This is a genomic window from Martinezella sp. CNPSo 3890, assembly GCF_057784455.1.
In genome coordinates, this window is record NZ_JBXSOR010000010.1 from 93,144 (window position 1) to 110,858 (window position 17,715).

Annotated in this window: 18 protein-coding genes; 6 read left to right on the top strand and 12 right to left on the bottom strand. The window is 59.8% G+C overall.

The window, feature by feature from the left end:
* Positions 1–146: 146 nt before the first annotated feature.
* The 4 genes from AC13RC_RS21975 to AC13RC_RS21990 form a co-directional block, all read right to left on the bottom strand.
* Positions 147–875 carry a class I SAM-dependent methyltransferase gene (locus AC13RC_RS21975; RefSeq protein WP_488558388.1) on the bottom strand — a complete coding sequence of 243 codons (729 nt, stop codon included), beginning with the start codon at positions 873–875 and terminating at the stop codon, positions 147–149.
* A 120-nt stretch (positions 876–995) separates the two neighbouring features.
* On the bottom strand, positions 996–1,502 hold the full coding sequence (locus tag AC13RC_RS21980; protein WP_488558389.1) for a VOC family protein: 507 nt from the start codon (positions 1,500–1,502) through the stop codon (positions 996–998).
* Positions 1,502–1,891, bottom strand: coding sequence for a RidA family protein (locus tag AC13RC_RS21985; protein ID WP_488558390.1), 390 nt, complete (start codon positions 1,889–1,891; stop codon positions 1,502–1,504). Before AC13RC_RS21985 ends, AC13RC_RS21980 begins: the two co-directional genes overlap by 1 nt.
* Before the next feature lie 61 nt (positions 1,892–1,952).
* Positions 1,953–2,849 carry a DMT family transporter gene (locus AC13RC_RS21990; protein ID WP_113330429.1) on the bottom strand — a complete coding sequence of 299 codons (897 nt, stop codon included), beginning with the start codon at positions 2,847–2,849 and terminating at the stop codon, positions 1,953–1,955.
* A 246-nt stretch (positions 2,850–3,095) separates the two neighbouring features.
* Here AC13RC_RS21990 and AC13RC_RS21995 point away from each other — a divergent pair, with 246 nt between their 5' ends.
* Positions 3,096–3,521: a hypothetical protein gene (locus AC13RC_RS21995; RefSeq protein ID WP_183813214.1), complete on the top strand. Its 426-nt coding sequence runs from the start codon at positions 3,096–3,098 to the stop codon at positions 3,519–3,521.
* A gap of 50 nt (positions 3,522–3,571) precedes the next feature.
* Here the strand turns inward: AC13RC_RS21995 and AC13RC_RS22000 are convergent, their stop codons facing one another.
* Together AC13RC_RS22000 and AC13RC_RS22005 are read right to left on the bottom strand one after the other, a co-directional pair.
* Complete coding sequence (locus tag AC13RC_RS22000) at positions 3,572–4,183, bottom strand: alpha/beta hydrolase (RefSeq protein ID WP_488558391.1); 612 nt, start codon at positions 4,181–4,183, stop codon at positions 3,572–3,574.
* A 15-nt stretch (positions 4,184–4,198) separates the two neighbouring features.
* A complete protein-coding gene (locus AC13RC_RS22005) occupies positions 4,199–5,131 on the bottom strand; it encodes a VOC family protein (RefSeq protein WP_113330273.1) in 933 nt (310 codons plus the stop codon).
* 222 nt (positions 5,132–5,353) lie between these two features.
* Here AC13RC_RS22005 and AC13RC_RS22010 point away from each other — a divergent pair, with 222 nt between their 5' ends.
* The gene (locus AC13RC_RS22010; RefSeq protein ID WP_113351622.1) at positions 5,354–5,608 is read left to right on the top strand and encodes a type II toxin-antitoxin system Phd/YefM family antitoxin; all 255 of its coding nucleotides are present in this window, start codon (positions 5,354–5,356) and stop codon (positions 5,606–5,608) included.
* Positions 5,608–6,018 (top strand): type II toxin-antitoxin system VapC family toxin, encoded by a 411-nt coding sequence (locus AC13RC_RS22015; protein WP_113351623.1) that lies wholly within the window; start codon positions 5,608–5,610, stop codon positions 6,016–6,018. The genes AC13RC_RS22010 and AC13RC_RS22015 overlap by 1 nt, the downstream gene beginning before the upstream one ends.
* On the opposite strand, the gene ung is transcribed toward AC13RC_RS22015, so the two are convergent.
* The gene (ung, locus tag AC13RC_RS22020) at positions 6,012–6,713 is read right to left on the bottom strand and encodes a uracil-DNA glycosylase (protein WP_488558392.1); all 702 of its coding nucleotides are present in this window, start codon (positions 6,711–6,713) and stop codon (positions 6,012–6,014) included. The two genes, AC13RC_RS22015 and ung, sit on opposite strands and share 7 nt — an antisense overlap.
* Positions 6,714–6,942: 229 nt before the next feature.
* On the opposite strand from ung, the gene AC13RC_RS22025 reads away from it, so the two are divergent.
* Positions 6,943–7,482 carry a P-loop NTPase family protein gene (locus AC13RC_RS22025; protein WP_488558393.1) on the top strand — a complete coding sequence of 180 codons (540 nt, stop codon included), beginning with the start codon at positions 6,943–6,945 and terminating at the stop codon, positions 7,480–7,482.
* A 12-nt stretch (positions 7,483–7,494) separates the two neighbouring features.
* On the opposite strand, the gene AC13RC_RS22030 is transcribed toward AC13RC_RS22025, so the two are convergent.
* Together AC13RC_RS22030 and AC13RC_RS22035 are read right to left on the bottom strand one after the other, a co-directional pair.
* Complete coding sequence (locus tag AC13RC_RS22030) at positions 7,495–9,942, bottom strand: GcvT family protein (protein WP_488558394.1); 2,448 nt, start codon at positions 9,940–9,942, stop codon at positions 7,495–7,497.
* Between the two features lie 9 nt (positions 9,943–9,951).
* Positions 9,952–10,830, bottom strand: coding sequence for a phosphotransferase (locus AC13RC_RS22035; RefSeq protein WP_488558395.1), 879 nt, complete (start codon positions 10,828–10,830; stop codon positions 9,952–9,954).
* Between the two features lie 312 nt (positions 10,831–11,142).
* On the opposite strand from AC13RC_RS22035, the gene AC13RC_RS22040 reads away from it, so the two are divergent.
* Positions 11,143–11,952: a DeoR/GlpR family DNA-binding transcription regulator gene (locus AC13RC_RS22040; RefSeq protein ID WP_488558396.1), complete on the top strand. Its 810-nt coding sequence runs from the start codon at positions 11,143–11,145 to the stop codon at positions 11,950–11,952.
* A gap of 16 nt (positions 11,953–11,968) precedes the next feature.
* Here the strand turns inward: AC13RC_RS22040 and AC13RC_RS22045 are convergent, their stop codons facing one another.
* On the bottom strand, positions 11,969–12,850 hold the full coding sequence (locus tag AC13RC_RS22045) for a LysR substrate-binding domain-containing protein (protein WP_488558397.1): 882 nt from the start codon (positions 12,848–12,850) through the stop codon (positions 11,969–11,971).
* A gap of 115 nt (positions 12,851–12,965) precedes the next feature.
* On the opposite strand from AC13RC_RS22045, the gene AC13RC_RS22050 reads away from it, so the two are divergent.
* A complete protein-coding gene (locus AC13RC_RS22050; protein ID WP_488558398.1) occupies positions 12,966–13,988 on the top strand; it encodes a YeiH family protein in 1,023 nt (340 codons plus the stop codon).
* On the opposite strand, the gene AC13RC_RS22055 is transcribed toward AC13RC_RS22050, so the two are convergent.
* A complete protein-coding gene (locus AC13RC_RS22055) occupies positions 13,951–15,783 on the bottom strand; it encodes a bifunctional diguanylate cyclase/phosphodiesterase (protein WP_488558399.1) in 1,833 nt (610 codons plus the stop codon). The genes AC13RC_RS22050 and AC13RC_RS22055 overlap by 38 nt on opposite strands.
* A gap of 145 nt (positions 15,784–15,928) precedes the next feature.
* Positions 15,929–17,713: an IlvD/Edd family dehydratase gene (locus tag AC13RC_RS22060; RefSeq protein WP_488558466.1), complete on the bottom strand. Its 1,785-nt coding sequence runs from the start codon at positions 17,711–17,713 to the stop codon at positions 15,929–15,931.
* Between the last annotated feature and the right edge of the window lie 2 nt (positions 17,714–17,715).

The following is a 17,715-nucleotide window of genomic DNA, read 5'->3' on the forward strand; positions in this document are numbered from 1 at the left end:
TTATCGATGGGGAGGATGCGCCTCAAGAAACGACATTTTGCGGAAGCAGTCTTCTGCGAGCAATTAATTTTCTATAAAATCTATCAACAAAAAGAAAAATAGATCGGCTCAGCCTTCTAGGCCGTCACGGCATGCTGAAGCATGCCTCAGGTCCGGGTGGAGATCAGGAGAAACATCGGCCGCTCGCGCTCGATTGCCCAATCGGGATGCGCGGTGAGGTCGTCATCACTCGGCGACCACTCTTCGACATGGGCGATGATGAAGCCGGACTTGATCAGGAGGTTGAGCGTCGTGCCCATCGTGCGATGCTGCTTGATGACGCCCTCGGCGAGCCAGTTCGTCAACCGCGGTCCCTCGATCTGATAGGCATTGAGCGGCCAGATCTTGCCACCCTCGGCATCATCGAGCCATTCCGGCCGTCGCGGCGCCATATAGATTGGATGCTCGATCGAAAAGATCAGACGCCCGTCCGGTTTGAGTGCTTGGCGGATGGTCGCCAAAAGGCCGGCGAAATCCTCGATATAGTGGAAGGCGAGCGAACTGTAGACCAGATCGAAGCTCGCCTTGGGAAGCTCTAGCCTTTCAAGATCGGCCCGATCGTAGCGAACCCGCGCATCCGCCGTTTCCGTTCGCGCGCGTTCCAGCATTTTTTCCGAGACGTCGAGCCCCAATACGCTGGCCGCTCCCTGCTCGGCCGCCCAACGGCAGAACCATCCGAAACCACAGCCGAGATCCACGACGTCGAGGCCCTTCATGTCCGGCATCAAGGCACGGATCGCCGGCCATTCGGCCGCACCCGCCAACCCGTTGATGGAACGCTGAAGGCGGCTATAGCCCTCGAAGAAGCCCGGATCGTCGTAGATATTTTGTGTCATATTTGTCTTCCTTGCCTCTCCGCAACATGCATTGGATCGGCAATATCGGTGGCATTTCTTCACATAGACAACAAGGGAGCCGGCAGAAGCCGATGATGAGGAAGCCTCGTTCAGCGCCTGTCATGCTAACGGTTTCGGTCGCGACAACCATTCCGAATAGGGCTTTACACCGAAATCTGGTTCGGCCGCCTCCTCAAGCACATGGATGAATTCGATCGAATGCCCGTCGGGATCCGAAAAATATTGCGAGACGGCCGGCATCCAACCTAGAACAACGGGTTCATCGAGCGGCTCGCCATTGAACCCCTTCGGTTGAATGCCACGAGCCTTCAATGCGGCGGCGGAGCCGAGTACATCAGCGAGAGAGGTTCTGAAGGCAATATGAAGGCGCATCTTGAGCGGGGAGCTGCCCGTTTCCCAAAGGCCCAACATGCCCATCCGTTTATCGTCGATCCAAAGGAAGGCGACATTCCTGCTCTCGATGACGGTCCCGACCTCCAGCTTCAGAACGTCGCGATAGAAGGCGATGGAGCGCTGGAGATCGGCAACCGTTAGATGCGTCTCATAAAGTCCCAGAATGCGGGGGATTGACGGATCGACCGAATGCTCGAGATGACCGATCATCATCACATCACCTTGGCTGCCGTGACCTCGACCTCGACCAGGAACTCGGACCGCGTAAACCCGCCGACGATCAGCAGCGTAGAGACCGGCGCGGGAGTCTGGACATAGCGATCGCGCACGGCCATGTAGGCGGGAAAATCCTCGCGCGTGGTCACGAAACCACCGACGCGGATGACGTCGGCAAACCCCATGCCCGCCTCCTCGAGGATAGCGCCAATCGCCTTGAAACACAGCTCGGCCTGGCCGGTGACGTCAGGCGGAATGCGATCGTCAGCACCAATGCCGAGCTGGCCGGATGTGACCAGCAGGCTGGCGCCCGGCGGCACCAGCAGGCCGTGATTGTAATTGCCGAAAGGGCGGCGGACGGATGCGGGATTGAAGACCTTTTTCATCGATTCCGACTCCTGATGACTGGGCCGATTTCAGCATTTTGAGACGAAAGGGGCAAGACGGTCAGTGCGTCCGTGTTGATGTCACCACCCGATTTCGCCGTATTTCCAACAAGATATGTCCGAACAATGCGGCAAGCACGATCGGCCCGCCGATGAGCGTCGCCGTCGAAGGACGCTCGGCGAACACCATCCAGACCCAGAGTGGCGTCAGCGGCACCTCAAGCGCCGTCAGCAGCGCCGCATCCGAGGCCGGCACTAGCCGCGAGCCGAATGTATAGAGGCTGAGACCCATGGCGTTCTGGATGATGCCGAAGGCGATGATCAGGCCAAGATCCTGGCCGGAGATCGAAAGGGGCGAGGCGAACCAGAAGGTAATGGAGGAACACAGCCAGGCGGAAAGCGCCATGGCCGGTAGCATCGGCACATCGCGATGCTGGCGCATGACGACGGCAAGGCAGGCGACGGTCAGCGTCATGATGGCAGCAAGCCCCTTGCCGAGCCAGCTGCCGCCATCGCTCGCATGGCCGGAAAGCATGACGAGCACGCCGATAAAAGCAATGCCACTCGCAATCAGCGTCCGCAAATTTGGACGCTCGCGGATGAAGAGGAAGGCGACGCCCGCGGTTACAAAGGGCACGGTTGCATAGATGACCATGGCATCGGCGACCGACGTGTAATAGATCGAGCCGATGCCGCTGATCATGGATGCGGTGGAAAAGATCGTCGCCGCCAGCGAAGGACCACCCATGGAACGCAGGATGCGAAAAGCGTTGCGGCGCTCGATATAGAAAAACAGCGCGAAGACGCCGAGGCCAGAGACGATGCCACGGCAAAAGAGAATGGTCATCAGATCGGCGTGGATCGCCCGCACGAAGAGACCGGACGTCGACCAGGCGAGCGCCGAAAGCGCCACATAGGCCACGCCCAGCCTGTATTGCTGCTGTTCCGCCAGCGTCACGATGGAATCCCCCCGCCCTATAGCGGCAGAGCATTAGCGGGCGGCAATGATGCCTACAAGCAAAGCTTGCGCCGTCGCGTGTCGCGGACGCCGGAAGATGGCAAGGGTTGCAGGAAGGTCACGCTACATGCTCCGGCGTAATCGAAAGACATCTACCTACCCATTCGTATTGGTAGGATCATATCGATCTTGCACATCCTCACGATCGTTCTACGATTCTGACGACTTTGGCGAAGGAGAATCAAATTGCGCCTGCTGTCGGCCACCTTGTTTGCGTGCGGCTGCGTCAGCCTGGTCGACGGTCCGCTATGGCCGCCGGCGCAAACCTATGTCGACAAGACGGTGCAATGCAGCCAGAGCAGCGATCCGGCGCGCTGCGAACATACACGCGATAGCTGGAAGGCCGATTACGAGGAAGCCATAGCAGGCGGGTATCGAGCGCAGAAACATGTCGCTTTATGCCTGAGCACAGGCTGCGATCAGGCAATCCAACCCGACAAGATGCTCGGTTGCGCCTGGCGCATGGTCATTGTCGAAACAAGGCATGCCCAACCGGACAGTATGGATTTTGCCAATCTCAACCGCTTCTGCGGAACGGACTATATCGACCAGAAGGGAAAACTCGCGGCTGCCTCTCAAGCGAAGGCGATGATGCGCCTGATCGGCAAATAGCAGGCTGCGCAGCAAAGTCTCTGCCGCGCAGCCGGTGTTTTGCGCAGGTCCTAAGCGTAGAGCGCTAGGAAACTGCGGATTGCCTCGATTTCGTTGGGCCTGATATCGTGGCCGCCTGGATGCCATTCGAGCGTGACCTCGGCATTCTGCCGCGTAAAGTAATCGGCAAGCGCCTTGGTGACTGGAGCGGGTGCGATCGGATCGCGCTCGCCTGCGGTAATCAGCACGCGCTTGCCCTCCAGCCTTGCATTATCCTGCGGCTGGAACGGGATCAGCGGATGCATCAGCACGGCCGCGTCGAAAAGATTGCCATGCTCGATCAGAACATTGGCAAGGATGTTCGCACCGTTGGAAAAGCCCAGTCCAAGTACCTGCGATGCGCCGTATTCCGCCGCCAGCTCCGAGACATAGGTTGCCATCTTTTCCGTGGCGCGGGCAAGATCGGCCATGTCATAGACGCCCTCGCCCGTTCGGCGAAAGAAGCGCGCTGCGCCATATTCCGAGACATCGCCGCGCGGCGAGACGATGGTAGCGTCCGGCAATAGGCGAGTGGCGAAATTGAAGAACTGGTTTTCGTCGCCGCCGGTACCATGGAAGGTAAAGAAGATAGGCTTTCCGGGTGCACCGGCCTTCAGCCGGTGCACATAAGTCGTATCGGTCATGATATCTCTCCTGGCTTAGCCTTCCAACGGTTCGAGATGCTGTTCGATCAGCCCACGCAGATGCGCATGCTGTTCCGGCAGCTTCAGCGCTTCGCCGAGATGGGCCGTATCCTCGTCACGATCGAAGCCGGGTTCATTGGTGGCGACTTCGAACAGCACGCCGCCTGGTGTGCGGAAGTAGATTGCCCAGAAGTAATCGCGGTCGATGACCGGCGTCACCTGATAACCCGTATCCATCAGCGCCTTGCGCACTTCCAGCTGCTTTGCGCGGTTTTCGACCGCGAAGGCGACATGGTGGACGGAGCCGGCACCCGGCAGCGCCCGGTTGATATTCGGCATGGTTTCGAGGTCAACATAATCAGCGCCGTTGCCGCCGGGAATGGCAAGCCGCTTGATGCCGTCATGCGTATCGACCACCTCGTAACCCATGTACTTCAACAACTCGGCCGTGGCACCTTCGTCCCTGAGCCGCATAGCGACGGAGTGGAAGCCTCGGATGGCATGCTCGGCATCGACGCCGCCATGAGTCCAGGGCTGACGCTTGTCATCCTTAACCTCGACAAGCGCGAAGCCATCGCCATCCGGACCGGCAAAATGCAGGCGCTTCTGGCCGAAGGATTCGTCGGTCTTCAGGCCCTCGACGCCGCGCTGGCCAAGCCGTTCGGTCCAGTAGCCGATGGAACCTTCGGGAATGGAATAGACCGTATTCCCGACTTCGCCGGTACCCGGGCGACCGCGCGCCATCTTCGGGAACGGGAAGTAGGTCATGATCGTGCCGGGCGTGCCAATCTCGTCACCATAGTAGAGGTGATAGACATCGGGAGCGTCGAAATTCACGGTCTTCTTAACGCGGCGAAGGCCGAGCGTATCGGTGAAGAACTTGTTGTTAGTCCGGGCGTCTTCCGCCATCGAGGTAACGTGGTGAAGACCTTTGATCTGGTTGAGCATCTCTAACCCCTTTGCTCGCCTGCACCGGCAGGCGTTTCTCATGGGCAGAAGATGGTCTTGTCGGCCGCGTTTCGATAGTCCCGAATAGCCAAACGGATTGTCTTCAATGAGTGAACAATAAATTCTGATCGTTCACACCAAGACCATGTCGCCCTCATCTCTTGATTCTAAACAAGAGCAGCATTACTCTTAAGCTAGACAGTCTAGCTAGCGAGGATTTCGATGAATTGGCCATTGCAGGATGCAAAGAACCAGTTTTCCAAAGTCGTACAGAAAGCACGCAGCGAAGGGCCGCAAATCGTCACCTTGCGCGGCGAGCCCGCGGCGGTCGTTCTGTCTGCCGAAGACTACGATGCACTTCTGGCTGGCAAACCGAGCCTTGCCGATGACTTGCTGTCAGGGCCGGTTTGGGACGACGAAATGGCCGAAGCCGTATCTAAGCGAGATAAAACGCCAAGCCGGGATGTTCTTTTCTGATGTATCTCGTGGATACCAATGTCGTCTCGGAAATCCGGCGCGGTAATTCCCAAGCGATTGCGTGGCTGCGCTCAGTCGATCCCTCCACCATTTATCTGAGTGTCATCACACTTGGAGAGATCATGCGCGGGATTGCGCTCAAGCGAAGATCGGACCCGCGTACCGCAACTCATCTGGAGGAATGGTTGCGCAAGCTCCGGCACGACCACCGCAATCGCATTCTTCCCATTACCGATCAGATTGCGGTCGAATGGGGACGTATCGCAGCACAACGACCGCGTGGTGACGCCGATGGGCTCATCGCAGCAACGGCGATCGTTCATGACCTTATCGTCGTTACTCGCAACATCGGCGATTTCGACGACACCGGCGCTTCAATCGTCAATCCCTGGGATCAAACGCCTTACTGAGCATCCGGATTGCTCGGCAGCGCCCAATCGATCGGATCCCGGCCATGCGCGACCAGATAGGCATTGGCCTTGGAGAAATGCCGGCAGCCGAGGAAGCCGTTATGGGCCGAGAGCGGCGACGGATGTGCCGCCTTCAGCACCAGGTGGCGCTCGGTATCGACAAAAGCAGCCTTCTTCTGTGCGTAGGAGCCCCAGAGCATGAAGACGACGCCATCGCATTCGTCGTTGACTCTGCGGATGACCGCATCGGTGAAGCGCTCCCACCCCTTGCCTTGATGTGATGCGGCCTGCGATTCCTCCACCGTCAGCACGCTGTTGAGCAGCAGGACGCCCTGCTTCGCCCAGCTCTCCAGAAAGCCGTGGCGAGCCGGCGGAATGCCGAGATCCGTCTCCAGCTCCTTGTAGATATTGACCAGCGATGGCGGAATGCGCACGCCGGGGCGCACGCTGAAGCAGAGCCCATGCGCCTGCCCGAAACCGTGATAGGGATCCTGCCCGAGAATGACGACCTGCACCTCGTCGAGCGGCGTCAGATCAAGCGCCCGGAAATATTCGCTGCCACGGGGAAAGATCACCTTGCCGCGCTGCTTCTCCTCAACGAGAAAAGATTTGAGCTGCTGCATGTAGGGGCTTTCGAACTCCGAAGACAGCGCCTCTTTCCAGCTCTCCTCCAGCTTGATGCTCGCTTCCGCCATCGTCTCCGGCCTCCGTCAGTTGTCAGCATGCCGATTGAGGATGAAAGAGCAGGCGTGTCAAGAAAATGGCGGGGGCTGGGATGGGGAGATCACAGGTTTTGGAAGATAGCGCAGCCTGCCTCCGGGCTTATCTCGTAAATGACGTATAATAGCAGCAGGACACGCCAGCGTTGACAAGGCCGCTCACTTCCGCCAATGGAAGCCATCCCAATTTTCTGACCGGTGTCTCATGCTTCCCTTGCATTCCCTTGGCGAGCGCATCGTTGTGCTCGGCCCTTCCAATGCCGGCAAATCAACCCTGGCGGTCGCCCTTTCCAATAAGTTGGGTTTTCCGACGGTACATCTCGATCAGCTCCATCATCTGCCTCATACCGATTGGCAACAGCGCTCTGAAGTGGAATTCGCTGCGCTTCACGACGTGGCAATTCTTGGCGACCAGTGGATCATGGAAGGCAATTATACGCGCCTCATGCCACAGCGCTTCGCCCGCGCTACCGGCGCGATCCTCATCACCTCCAATCATTGGCTGCGCTTTTCCCGCTATCTCAAGCGGACCCTGATCAACCGCTCAGATCGAGCAGGGCATCTCGAAGGCGCCAAGGACAGCATCAAATGGGAGATGATTCACTGGATACTCGTGAAGACCCGCAACAGCGGCGCCAAATACGCAAAAATCTTACAGGAATCCGGGTTGCCAACGGTAGAATGCCATACGGCGAAGGCTCTGAATAACCTTTATCAGGCCTGGGATCTGCCGAGCAGGCGATAGGCCTCATATCAATCACCCCTTGATCCGCTCCATCCGCGGATCATAAAGCGGCTTCAGCGACACCTGGCAAGGCACGCGGCTCTGCGCGACATCCAGCTCGTAACGCCCCGAAAGCACGAAATCCTCCGTTACGCCGCCGGGGTCGCGGACATAGCCGTAGCCGATTGCCTTTCCGATCGTGTAGCCGTAGCCGCCGCTCGATAGCCAGCCGACGCGCCGGCCGTCGCGATAGATCGTCTCGCGGCCGAGAAGCACGATTTCGGGATCGTCGGGTACGAAGCAGGCAAGCATCTTCTTGACGCCAGAGGCTAACTGCCGCTCGATCGCCTCGCGCCCACGGAATGCGATGTCCTTCTTCGTCTTCACCGCCCAGGCAAGCCCGGCTTCAACGGGCGTGTGATCCGGCCCAATATCCGAGCCCCAGGCGCGATAGCCCTTCTCCAGCCTGCAGCTCTCGATGGCGCGATAGCCGGCATTGACGAGGCCGTGCTCGCGGCCGGCGGCCATCAGCACGTCATAAACGGTCGTGGCATATTCCACCGGCACATGCAGCTCATAGCCGAGTTCGCCGACATAGGTGATGCGCAGCGCCCGGACGGGGCAGCCGGCGATGCCGACGGTCTTCACCTTGCCGAAGGGGAATGCGGCGTTCGAAACGTCGGCCGAGGTCACGGCCTGCAATATCTCGCGTGACTTCGGCCCCATCAGCGACAGCACGGAATAGGCGGAGGTCACATCCACCAGCTCCGCATGCATCTCGGATGGAATATTGCGGGCGATCCAATCGAAATCATGGGTGGCGAAGCCGGTGCCTGTCGTGATGTAGAATTCGTTCTCGGCGGTGCGGGCAACGGTAACGTCGCATTCGATGCCGCCGCGGTCGTTCAACATCTGAGTATAGGTCAGGGCGCCGACAGGCTTGGCGACATCATTGGAAGCGATCCATGAGATTGCCGCCTCGGCATCCCTGCCCTTCAGGACGAATTTGGCGAAGGAGGTCTGGTCGAAGATGACGGCCGCTTCGCGCACTGCCCTGTGCTCCCGGCCGACGGCATCGAACCAGTTCTGCCGTCCATACGTGTATTCGTCCTTCGGCTCCTCGCCGGCAAAGAGATCGGCAAACCAGTTCGGCCGCTCCCAGCCGAGTTTCTCCCCGAAGCAGGCGCCCTGCGCCTTCAGCCGATCGTAGAGCGGCGACTTGCGGCAGGGGCGGCCGCTCGAATGCTCCTCGAAAGGCCAGGCCATGGTGTAGTGCTTGCCATAGGCTTCCAGCGTGCGCGTGCGTACCCAATCAGTGTCGAAATGCGGGCGGCCGAAGCGCCTGATATCAACCGGCCAGAGATCGTAAGGTGGCTCGCCCTTGGCGACCCATTCGGCAAGCGCCATACCGGCACCGCCGGCAGAGGCGATGCCGAAGGCGTTGAAGCCGGCGCCGACGAAGAAATTCCTCAGCTCCGGTGCCTCGCCGAGAATGTAATTGCCGTCCGGGGTAAAGCTCTCCGGCCCACAAAGCAGCTGCTTGACGCCGGCCGTCTGCAGCGCCGGCACGCGCACCAGCGCCTGCTCCATGGTCTGCTCGAAATGGTCGAAATTGCTGTCGAGCAGCGTGTAGTGGAAATCTTTCGGAATACCGTCGAGCGCCCAGGGGATGGGATTGGGCTCATAGCCGCCCATGACAAGCCCGCCGACCTCCTCCTTATAGTAGGTCAGCCGGTCCGGATCGCGCAGCGTCGGCAGGTTGGAAGGCACGCCGAAGGATTCGGTGATGAGATATTGATGCTCGACGGAGACGAGCGGCACGTTGACGCCGAAGCGGCCGGCAAAGGTCCGAGTCCATTGCCCGGCGCAGACGACGACGCGCTCGCATTCGATACGGCCTTTCTCGGTGATGACGGCACGGATCCGGCCCTTGTCGATCTCCAGATCGAGAACTTCGGTATCCTCGAAGATCGACACGCCGCTCATGCGGGCGCCCTTTGCCAGCGCCTGGGTGATATCGGAAGGATTGGCCTGTCCGTCCGTCGGCAGGAAGGCGGCGCCGACGAGGTCGTCGACATCCATCAGCGGCCAGAGATCGCGCGCCTCCTGCGGCGTCAGCAGGTGCATTTGCAGGCCGAAGGATTGCGCCGTCGTCGCCTGCCGCTTCACCTCCGTCCAGCGCTCCTCATTGCAGGCAAGCCGCAACCCGCCATTCATCTTCCAGCCGGTGGCAAGCCCCGTCTCCGCCTCGAGCTTCTTATAGAGATCCACGGAATAGCCGAGCATCTGCGTGATATTGGCGCTGGTGCGCAGCTGGCCGACAAGGCCGGCGGCGTGGAAGGTCGTGCCCGAGGTCAGCTTCTTGCGCTCCAGAAGCACGGTATCGGTGAAGCCGAGCTTGCCGAGATGGTAGGCGGTCGAGCAGCCGATGATGCCGCCGCCGATGACGACGGTCTTTGCTGTAGCCGGCAGTTCCTTCATGACGTCACCTCAAGAATTGCGAAAATCCTGCCAGGCGCTCTCGAACCGCCGCAGGTTTTCAGCTGTATAGGAAGAATAATCGAATTCGATGTCGGAATGGATTTCCGAAACCATGCTCCACATCGTCTCGCGCAGGAGTGAGGCGCATTTCATCGCCTGATAGCGCCGGCGCAGATCATCGCTGACAGAAGCCTCGAAATAGGCCTCCAGCATCGCCTCTTCCTGCGCCTCGGAAAATTCATTGTTGGAGGCAAGGCCACCAAGATCGAAAAGCGGCGTGTTGAAGCCGGCATAATCCCAATCGATCAGCCAGAGCCGCTTGCCATCATCGAGAAAATTCGCCGCTAGCAGATCGTTGTGTCCGAAGGCGATTTCGAAAGGACCGGCTTCGCGTTCGAGCCGCTCGGCGATCTCAAGAAAGGAACGCAGCCTCGGCTTGTGGCGACTGTCGCCAGTCTCCAGGAGAGCCGCATAGTCCCTGACCACGTGAAAGACCCAGAAGATGGCCGCCGGTCCGCGAAAATGCCTGGCGACGTCCCGATGGCAGGACCGGACGAGCGGCACGACCCGGCTCATCATGGCCGGCTTTCTTATATCATCGGCCGATAGCGGGCTTGCGTCGATATAGTCCAGCACCAGTATGCCGGGCTCATGATGGATCACAGCAGGTGAAAGACCGGCTGCATGGGCCGCCCTGCTTGCGGCCACTTCGTTGGTGCGGCTGATGTGATGAACCGGAATGTCCGATCCAAGCCGCACGACGAAGCGGCGACCATTATCGCCAACCAGATAGTTGCGATTGGTAATGCCGCCCACCAGCGGTTCGATGTCGATCGGCCCGCGCCAGATGCTGAGAGAATGTATCCTGTCTTCCGCCGTCGCAGTCATTCCCCCTCCGGTCCTGCTGCTGAGCATCTTTCCGATCTGAAAAGTTCCTCACAAACGTAAAGCTGTCAAGAACTTCCCCACAAAATGAAACGAATATTTGGTTTTTTGTTGGAATCGAAGAGTCGTCTCCAATCGGATGAGCTATGGATATCCTAAAGACTGCGCTTCACCGTAGGTGAGATTTGTCTTAAAAACTCAGGCGCGAAGCAACCAGATTGAGGTTGCGTGCATTAACGCCTCCGGCGGCAACGGAACCGGCCAGTCGAAAGCCACGCAAGTTTGGGATCAAAACCCATAACAGGATCAGGAACCATGTCGGGCATATCCCAGCCACCGCTTCACTCCAATCATCGCGAGCGCGAAATACTGGAAGAGCTGCGTCTGGCAGGAGGCGCAAGCCGTATACAATTTCTGGCCGAACGGCTCGGCGTTTCTGAAGAAACCATCCGCCGAAACATCCGCAGCCTGGAAGCCAACGGCCTTGTGACCAAGGTGCATGGCGGGGTCCATATCAAGGACTCGATGATCGAGCCGCCGCTGCATCTGCGCATGAACGAGAATGCCGAAGCCAAGCGGATGATCGCCGCCTCGGTCGCCGCGATGATCGAGGATGGTGATGCGCTCTTCCTCGATGTCGGCTCGACCACCGCCTTCATCGCCGTCGCGCTGCAGAAGCATCAGAACCTCTTCGTCGTCACCAATGCGGTCGCTGTCGCCCATGCGCTCGCGACCCGCAACAGCAATCGCGTCTTCTTCGCCGGCGGTGAACTGCGCGGCCATGATGGCGGCACCTTCGGCATGGAAGCGGCCAATTTCCTGCGCCGCTTCAATGTGCGCCACGCCATCCTCTCGGTCGGCGCCATCAACGCCGCCTCGGGCTTCATGCTGCACGATCTGGAAGAAGCGGAATATTCGCGGGAGGCAGCTAGCCGCGCCGAAAACCGCATCGTCGTTGCTGATAGTGCCAAGTTCGGGCGCAGCGCGCCGATCGTTCTGAGTGAACCGGAAAACTTCAATGTTCTGGTTACGGACGAACAGCCGCCGGCAGACATTCGCGCCATGCTGGAGCGCAACGAAATCGAACTTGTCATCGCCAACCGGCAACGGGATGAGCGGCGATAGCGAGTTCGCCGGGTTCTCAGCCCTTGCACATCGCCTCAAGCGTCTGCGCGGCTTTGCTCGCATGGCGCTCCTTGTGGCGCAGCAGGCGGAAGCTGCGAGGGGGCAGATCGAATTTTGCCTGAACCAGCAATCCCTGCCCGAGATAGGCTTTGGCCGCAGCACTGGAAACGGCAGCAGCACTTTGCCCGGCGCAGACTGCGGACAGCACAGCTTCATTCGAGGGAAGGACCAGCGCCACCCTGAGGGCTTGCGGCGAAGCCCCGAGCTTGGCAACCGTATTCTCGAATTCGGAACGCGTACCCGAGCCCTCCTCCCGCATCACCCAGGAGGTGTCCGCAGCAAGATCGGCCGCCGACAATCGCCGCCCATCCGCCCAGGGATGGTGTGGCGGCACGACGATCACAAGCGCATCCTGTGCGACGATCTTCATCGACAGCGCCGGCGCATCCACTTCCCCCTCGATGAAACCGAGCTCGGCCGCACCATCGATAACCGCTTCGGTGACGGTACGGGTATTGCCTATCGTCAGATCCAGCTCGATACCGGGATAATCGCGGCGAAACCGCATCAGCAAGGGCGGTAGCCAATAGCTGGCGATGGTCTGGCTTGCGCAGAGACTGAGCCTACCGCGCTGCAATCCGCCGAGTTCGGACAGCATCAGTTCCGCCGAACGTACGCGTGCGAGCGTCGCTCTTGCTTCTCCGAGGAAGGATCGTCCCGTCTCCGTCAGCTCGATCCGACGGCCGACGCGATGAAACAGCTCCACTCCGTAATAGGCCTCAAGGTTCTTGATCGCGGAGCTGACGGCGGATGGCGTCAGATGGATCGCTTCGGCGGCATTGGTCAGATGCTCTCGCTCCGCGACGGCGACGAAAATGGCGAGCTGTTCGAAGGTCATGGGAAATCATTCTAATTTATCGAATAAAACATAGGATAATATTCGATGGATGTCGACATCGGCAGATGAGACTTTCCAGCCGTCACCAAATCACAAGAAACGAATGACGGCACCCATGTCCATCGCTCAACGCGCAAACGAGATCCTTCCCGGCCTGGCCCTCACCTCGGCCGTAGCCCTTGTGGCCTATGCTGCGGAACATGTTGAAGTGGGTCTCCTCGGTGGCCGGTGGATCGAAAGCCTGGTGCTTGCCATTGCGCTCGGCATCGCCGTCTGCACGATCAAGCCGCTGAAGCCGGCCATGAAGCCGGGTGTCGATTTCAGCGCCAAGTTCCTTCTGGAAATCGCCATCGTGCTTCTCGGCGCCTCCATCAGCCTTTCGGCGATCCGCGGCGCCGGCGTCTGGCTGATCGCCGGCATCGCCCTCGTCGTCGTGCTGTCGATCGCCGCCACCTATCTCATCGGTCGGGCGCTCGGCCTGCCGCCGAAGCTCGCAACCTTGATCGCCTGCGGCAACTCGATCTGCGGCAATTCGGCGATCGTGGCCGTTGCGCCCGTGATCGAGGCCGACTCGCAGGAGATTGCCGCAGCGCTTGCCTTCACCGCCGTCCTCGGCATTGTCGCCGTGTTCCTGCTGCCGCTTTTCTATTTCCACTTCGGCATGAGCGTACCGCAATACGGGACACTTGCTGGACTGACGGTTTATGCCGTGCCGCAGGTCTTGGCGGCGACCGCGCCCGTCGGCCTGCTCGCTGTCCAGACCGGCACGCTCGTCAAGCTCGTCCGTGTCCTGATGCTCGGCCCGGTTATCTTCCTGCTCGGCATCCTCACCAAGGCTGAAGCCTCAGGCAGCGATGAAAGCAGCGGCCATCACCATTCTCTGGTCCCCTGGTTCATCTGCGGCTTCCTGGGATTGATGACGCTACGCTCCTTCGGGCTGATCCCGGATATGCTGGTGACACCGATGGAAACTGTTTCCGGTATTCTGACCGTCATCGCCATGGCAGCGCTGGGCCTGTCGGTCAGCATCCGCTCCGTCGCCCACGCCGGCGGCCGGGTGATCGCGGCAGCGACACTATCGCTGTTGACGCTGGGCGCCATCAGCTATTGTCTGATCCTCGCCCTACAGCTTCAGTAGCATGTGCGGCAACGCTGACTGAAGACCGCCCCGAGCTCGACGCCTCGGCCGATTTCAGCAATGCTGCAGTCTCGCTTTCGGAAGAAGGATAGCCGATAGCATAGCCCTGAAGTTCATCGCAGCCGACCTCGGCCAGAACGAGCGCGTGATCCTCGGTCTCGACCCCTTCGGCGACCACCTCGACATTCAATGTGCGTGCGATTTCGATGATAGAGCCGACAAGACGACGCTGCTCCTCGGACACCGTAACCGCAGTCACCAATTGCCGATCTATCTTCAGCCGCTTCGGTTTGAGTTTGACGAGGCCAATCAGCGAGGCATGACCGGAACCGAAATCGTCGATCTCGATATCGATTCCCATCTCCTTGATGCCGGCGATATTGGCAAGCACCGCCTCGTCGGGTTCATCCAGGAAAATGGTCTCCACCAGCTCGAAGGCGATGGCGTGGCGCGGTATTCTGAGCGCCCTCAATCCGTCGATCAGGTCGGGATCGGCAAGCCGGCGACCGGAGATATTGACAGCGATGCGCGGCGGTGAAAGACCCTGCGAAACCCAGGCTGCCCGATCCGCCAGTGCGCGCTTCAGCACGGCCGCATCGATCTCCGCGGTAAATCCATATTCATCGGCGACCTTGAGGAAGGCTACGGGGCTTAGCAATCCCCTTCCCGGATGCCGCCAGCGTGCCAGCGCCTCCAGTCCGACGATGCGGCGGCTCTGCGCATCCACTTGAATCTGATAGAAGGGCTCGATCTGCCGCAGCACCGGCGCCAATCGCAACTCATCGGCCAGGCGGCGTTCTGCATGCAGATCGGACTGGAGCTGTGGCGTGAAGAACTCCACCCGGTTGCGGCCGAGTTTCTTGGCCTGAAAAAGGGCGACGTCGGATTCTGCCAGGAGATTGCCTGCGCCACTCGTCTGGCCCATCGCCACGCCGATGGACGCGCCGATCTTCAGCATCTCGTTGCCGAAACGCACTTCGCGGCGCAATCGCGATAGAATATCGCCGGCGATTGCCTGAAGCCTTTCGACACTGGCGATATTGACTAGCACGGCCACGAACTCGTCACCGCCGATGCGGGCAACAATGTCGTTGGCAGTTATCGCTCCGGAAATGCGGGCGGCGGCGCTTTGCAATGTGGCATCACCGGCCGCATGGCCCCATTTGTCGTTGATCTCCTTGAACCCATCGAGATCGATATGGAGGATTGCAAGATTCCCAATAGACGCATCGTTGCGCAACTCGGCCAGACGCCGGTCGAAATAGCGGCGGTTCGGAAGGCCCGTGAGATAATCGTGATCGGCAGCATGTTCTATTCGCGCCCGACTGTGCTCCAATGCAACGGCACGCGCTTCGGCGATAGCTTTTTGACCACTCAGCTCGCGATTGAGCAGGACGTCGGCGGTGACGTCCCATTCCGCGCCGATGAAAGAAGGCGCCCCTTCGGCATCCTCATAATAATGTGCGCGCGAGCGCAGATGACGCACCTCGCCTCCGGGCAGGATGATGCGGAATTGAGAATTATAGAAACCCTTCCTGGCCAACGCGACATCGAAGTCGTGGACGGCCCCTTCGATATCCTCCGGATGCAGCGCATTCATCCAGACGTCGGAGGAAACCCTATGCTCGTGAAGTCCGGTCCCGTAGAGCTTGTGCATCTGCGAGTCCCAGAGCAGCTCCTGCTCGTTGACATTATGCTGCCAGACACCGATTTGAGACGCCTCGAGCGCCAGCTCCAGCCTCCTTAAAAGGTCCTGGAACTCTTCTTCGCTTCGTCCTGATGTCGTCTCTGCCAAAGAGCACCACCCCGTTCGGAAACTGAAGAGACTAACTAACCGCAGCCAATTATAGTTGCACTACTCCCTTTCGCGAACTTTAATGGCTGCGCAAGCTACCCAAATTAACAGCAGCACTGCAATCCTTGCCAGCGGCCGACGCCTGTCAATGGTTATGCCGCGGCGGATTGGCAGCGATGTCGCGAAAATCGGCGGCGCCATCCAGCACGGCTCCGTCGGAAAGCTGCGTGACCGAACGACGATAGATGCGCTGCCACGGCGTCGCATCCGGCGGCATCACTGGAATGCCATCGCCTTTACGACGCGCAATCTCCGCCTCGTCCACCTGCATGTCGCAGCGCCCCTGATTGAAATCGATGCGGATGATATCGCCGGTCCTGAGCCAGGCAAGCCCGCCACCGGCCGCACTTTCCGGCGAGGCATTCAAAATGGAGGGGCTGTCGGCCGTGCCAGATTGACGCCCGTCGCCGATCGTCGGCAAGCTCTTGATGCCCCTTTTAAGAAGATGATCCGGTGGCTGCATGTTGACAACTTCGGCCGATCCCGGCCAGCCGATCGGCCCGGCGCCGCGAATGACGAGAATGGTCTTTTCGTCGATGCCGAGAGCGGGATCGTTGATGCGCTTGTGATAATCCTCGGAGCCGTCGAAAACGACTGCCCTGCCCTCGAACACGCCTTCGTGGCCAGGCTCCTGCAAATAGCGGCTGCGGAACTCCTCTGAAACGACGCTCATCTTCATGATGGCGAAATCGAACAGATTGCCTTTGAGCACCAGGAAGCCGGCGCGCTCCTTCAGCGGCTCGGCGAAGGGACGAATGACCTCTCGATCCGTCGCCTCCCGGCCCTTCAAATTCTCCGCCATCGTCCTGCCTGTCACCGTCGGACAGCTACCATCCAGCTTGCCGGTCTGCAGCAGCTCCCACATGATGGCCGGAACACCGCCGGCGCGATGGAAGCGCTCGCCGAGATAGGCGCCCGCCGGCTGGACATTGGCGAGCAGCGGAATGTCGAAGCCGTGCACCTGCCAGTCGTCGGGGTAAAGCTCGACGCCGGCATGCTTGGCCATAGCGGCGAGATGCGGCTGCGCATTGGTCGAGCCGCCGATGGCTGAATTGACCCTTATGGCATTGAGGAAAGCCTCACGCGTCAGCACGTCCGAAGGCTTGATATCCTCCAGCACCAGCTCGACCGCCCGCCGGCCTGTGCGATAGGCCATCTGGCCGCGCTCGCGATAGGCGCCGGGAATGGCGGCACAGCCGGTCAGCGACATGCCAAGCGCTTCCGCCATGGCGTTCATGGTCGAGGCAGTCCCCATGGTGTTGCAATGGCCGATCGAGGGCGCCGAGGCGAGCGAGGCTTCCATGAATTCCTCCTCGTTGATCTCGCCTGCCGCCAGTTTGCGGCGCGAACGCCAGATCACCGTGCCGGAGCCGGCAAGTTCACCCTCATGCCAGCCATCGAGCATCGGACCGCCGGAGAGAACGATCGCCGGAATATTGACTGTCGAGGCCGCCATCAATGCCGATGGCGTGGTCTTGTCGCAGCCGGTCGTCAGCACGACGCCATCGAGCGGATAGCCATAGAGCACTTCGACAAGGCCGAGATAGGCGAGATTGCGGTCGAGCGCAGCCGTCGGCCGCTTGCAGTTCTCGAAGATCGGATGGGTCGGAAATTCGATCGGAATACCGCCGGCATCGCGAATCCCGTCGCGCACGCGCTTGGCAAGATCGAGGTGATGGCGGTTGCAGGGCGTCAGATCGCTGCCGCTCTGGGCAATGCCGATGATCGGCTTGCCGGACCGCAATTCCTCCGGCGTGATGCCGTAATTCATGAAGCGCTCGAGATAGAGCGCCGTCATATCGATATGATCCGGATTGTCGAACCAGTCCTGCGAACGCAGACGACGCTTGGATGCACCCTTATCGCTCATCT